This window comes from Parabacteroides sp. TM07-1AC (assembly GCF_003480915.1).
Lineage (GTDB): Bacteria > Bacteroidota > Bacteroidia > Bacteroidales > Tannerellaceae > Parabacteroides > Parabacteroides chongii.
In genome coordinates this window covers 1-354 of record NZ_QUKD01000015.1, presented here as the reverse complement: position 1 = coordinate 354, position 354 = coordinate 1, and the positions used below count along the sequence as shown (strand labels likewise).

The 354-nt window shown below is 41.2% G+C and carries 1 rRNA gene; it reads right to left on the bottom strand.

The features are described 5' to 3' along the window. Positions 1-91: 91 nt before the first annotated feature. Positions 92-202: ribosomal RNA gene (gene rrf, locus DXD68_RS22510) — 5S ribosomal RNA — on the bottom strand. Positions 203-354: the final 152 nt, after the last annotated feature.

Sequence of the window (354 nt, the reverse complement as noted above, 5' to 3'; positions counted from 1 at the left end):
AAACGGATAAAAAGTGAAACCATGGAAAATAAAAAAAGGAGTCCACTCTTTCGAATGAACTCCTTTCTGTCTTTCAGCTTTCGCCTGAATAAAACGGCGGCTATCTACTCTCCCACTTTTACGCAGTACCATCGACGTGGTTGGGCTTAACTTCTCTGTTCGGAATGGGAAGAGGTGGATCCCCAACGCTATAACCACCTTAATACCTTTTAAGATGTTTGACTTTGGACAACGTTACTTTAACGTAACTCATTTTCTTTGAGCTTATGACAGGTATTACTACCTACCATCTGCTGATATATCAATCCTTCCTTCCGGAAAAAGAAAGTCTCGGGCTATTAGTACTACTCGGCT